The sequence below is a fragment of the Streptomyces sp. WAC05292 genome (assembly GCF_003949955.1).
Classification (GTDB): Bacteria; Actinomycetota; Actinomycetes; order Streptomycetales; family Streptomycetaceae; genus Streptomyces; species Streptomyces globosus.
Map to the genome: position 1 here is coordinate 1 of NZ_RPSE01000559.1, position 3,130 is coordinate 3,130.

Below are 3,130 nucleotides of genomic sequence, written 5' to 3' on the forward strand. Positions count from 1 at the left end.
TGCCTCCCCCACCCGTCCGTTCCGTCCCTCCTTTCGAGTCCCTGGAGGCCTCGTGCGTAAGTGGTGGCCGCTCGTCGCGGTCAGCCTGGGCGTGTTCATGCTGCTGGTGGACGTCACGATCGTGATCGTCGCGCTTCCCGCCATCGGCTCCGACCTGGACGCGTCGCCGTCCGACCTCCAGTGGGTGATGGACGGGTACGCCCTCACCCTGGCCGCGCTGCTGCTCGGCGCGGGCTCGCTCGCCGACAGATCCGGGCGGCGCCGCGTCTACACCGGCGGCCTGGCCCTGTTCGCGGCGGCCTCGCTGCTGTGCGGGCTGGCCGGCGACCCGGCGGTGCTGGTCGCCGCCCGGGCGGTGCAGGGCATCGGGGCCGCGGCGATGCTCGCCACCGCGATGGCGCTGCTGAACTCCACGTACCAGGGCCGGGACCGCGGGGTCGCCTTCGGGGTCTGGGGGGCCGTCAGCGGTGCGGCCGCGGCCGTCGGCCCGGTCCTCGGCGGTGTGCTGACGGAGTACCTGGGCTGGCGGTGGATCTTCCTGGTCAACCTGCCGCTGTGCGCGGCCGCCTTCGCCCTGTCGCTGGCCGTGCTGCCGGAGTCCCGCAATCCGGCGGCGGGCCGCATGGACCGGGCGGGCACCGCCGCGTTCACGGTGGCGGCCGGCTCGGCGGTGTACGTCCTGATCAGCGGTGGCTCCGAGGGCTGGGCCTCGGCCGGCACGCTGGGTTTCGCCGCGCTGTCCGCGGTGGCGCTGGCGGCGTTCCTGCTGGTCGAGCGGCGTGCCGCGCACCCGATGCTGGACCTCTCGCTGTTCCGCCGGGCCCGGTTCACCGGGGTGATGCTGTGCGGGCTGCTGTTCTCCGGGGTGGCGTTCGCCTACCTGCCGTACACCTCGCTGTGGGTGCAGTCCGTGCTCGGGCTGGGGCCCGTCGGGGGCGGCCTGGTGGTCCTGCCCATGAGTGCGCTCGCGTTCGCGGTGTCCGCCCTCGCCGGGCGGCACCTGCCGCGGGTCCCGGCCTGGCTGGCGCTCGGCGGCGGCCTCGCCCTCATCGGCGCCGGCAGCCTGCTCCAGGCCCGGCTGGACGCCGGATCGGGGTGGACGGCCCTGGTGCCGGGCCTCGCCCTGACCGGGCTGGGCGTCGGGGTGGTCTCCCCCGTGCTGGCCGCCACCGCGATGGCCGCCGTGCCGCCGGAGCGGGGCGGCATGGCCGGCGGGGCGCTGAACACCTTCCGCCAGCTCGGCCAGGCGCTGGGCATCGCCGCCTTCGGCATCGTGCTCCAGCAGGGCCTGGCCCGCGCGCTGGACTCCGGCCCGGGGGCCGCGCTCGGCGCGTCCGCCGCAGGGCAGCTGGGCTCCGGGCAGGCCGGCGAGGTCGTCGCCGCGGCTCCCGCGGGGCAGGCGGACGGTGTCGTCCACCTGGTCCGCGAGGCGTTCGCCGGCGCGTTGAACGACGTCATGCTGGCCTCGGGCGTGACCGGGCTCGCCGGCGCCGCCGTGGTCGGCCTCCTGCTCGTCCGCAAGGCGGCGCCGGCTCCGGCCCGGCCCGCCGCACCGACTCCCACGGCCGGGAGCGGCGGCGCCGACGAAGCCGCCGCACCGCTCCGGGCCGCGGGCAGGTGAGACCCGGCGCCGGGCGGCCGTCCATCCGCCCGGCGCGGGACCTCCCGCCCCTTCCCACCTTCTCCTCCGGCGCCGCCCGTCCGCACGGGTGCGCCCACCACTTCCGCGACCGACGCCCCAGGGGGAATGCGACCGTGTCTCCGTACTACGTCGAAACCAGGATCGAGCCCGCCGAGGACCAGCTCGCCGCGGCCGCCGCGCTCGCCGACTCCGGCCTGCACGACGACTACGTCGTCTACGAGGGCCCGGACGGCTGGTCCTACGCCGGAGGCACGCTGGCCGAGCTGACGCTGGACCGCACCGGCGCCCGCCTCTCCTGTGACGGGGAGAGGTTCCTGCCCTGGGACGGCAAGCCGCTCCGGCAGGTGCAGTCCCTCCTCGACACCCTCGCCGTGGACGGCTGGCGGGCCTACGGCTGGGCCGCGTTCGAGCTGTCGTACGCCAAGGACGGCTCCCTGGACCACGTCGGCGGCGAGAAGCTGCTGCACCTGGTGGTGCCGCGCACCGAGGTCCGCTTCGAGGGGGCGACGGCGCTGGTCCGCTCGGCCGACCCGGAGGGGCTGGTGGCCGCGCTGGACGTGCTGCGCTCGCCGGGGCGGGCGGGCGGCGGCCGCACCACCCGGATCGACGTGCGCGGCTTCGACAAGACCGACTACCGCAGCTCGGTCGAGTCGGCGGTCGCCGAGATCCACGAGGACCGGCTGCAGAAGGTGATCCTGTCTCGGGTCGTGGAGGTCGAGGACGACATCGACCTGGTCGAGACGTACGTGCGGGGCCGGCGGGGCAACACCCCGGCGCGGTCGTTCCTGCTGCGGCTCGGCGGCGTGGAGGCGGCCGGGTTCAGCCCGGAGACCGTCGTCGAGGTCGAGTCCGGGGGGCGTGTCTACAGCCAGCCGCTCGCGGGGACGCGGGCGCTGACGCAGGACCCACAGCGCAACCGGGCGCTGCGCGAGGACCTGCTGTCGGACCCCAAGGAGATCTACGAGCACGCGATCTCGGTGAAGGTCGGCACGGACGAGCTGACGGACGTGTCGCAGGCGGGATCGGTCGAGGTCCCGGAGTTCATGGCGGTCAAGGAGCGCGGCAGCGTGCAGCACCTGGCCTCCCGGGTGTCGGGCCGGCTCGCCGACGGGTTCGGGACGTGGGACGCGTTCGGCGCGGTGTTCCCGGCCGTCACGGCCTCGGGGGTGCCGAAGGACGCCGCGTACGACGTGATCCGCCAGTACGAGCCGGAGCGCCGCGGCCTGTACAGCGGGGCGGTGCTGACGGTGGACGAGGACGGCGGGATGGACGCGGCGCTGGTGCTCCGCTCGGTCTACCGGCAGGGCGGCCGGACGTGGCTGCGCGCCGGTGCGGGGATCGTCGGCCAGTCGACGGCGGCCCGCGAGTTCGAGGAGACCTCCGAGAAGCTGGAGAGCGTCTCCCGCTTCCTGGTCGCCGCGGACGGGGCCGACGGGGCGGACGGGCCGCAGGCCCGCCTGGCCGGCTGACGCACCGCCCGCCCCCGCC

2 protein-coding genes are annotated in these 3,130 nt (G+C 75.9%); both read left to right on the top strand.

Features of this window, described 5'->3' with window-relative positions:
* Positions 1-52 precede the first annotated feature (52 nt).
* Positions 53-1,621 carry an MFS transporter gene (locus EF903_RS30945; protein ID WP_125548295.1) on the top strand — a complete coding sequence of 523 codons (1,569 nt, stop codon included), beginning with the start codon at positions 53-55 and terminating at the stop codon, positions 1,619-1,621.
* 134 nt (positions 1,622-1,755) lie between these two features.
* Complete coding sequence (locus EF903_RS30950) at positions 1,756-3,111, top strand: salicylate synthase (protein WP_125548296.1); 1,356 nt, start codon at positions 1,756-1,758, stop codon at positions 3,109-3,111.
* The last annotated feature ends 19 nt before the right edge of the window (positions 3,112-3,130 follow it).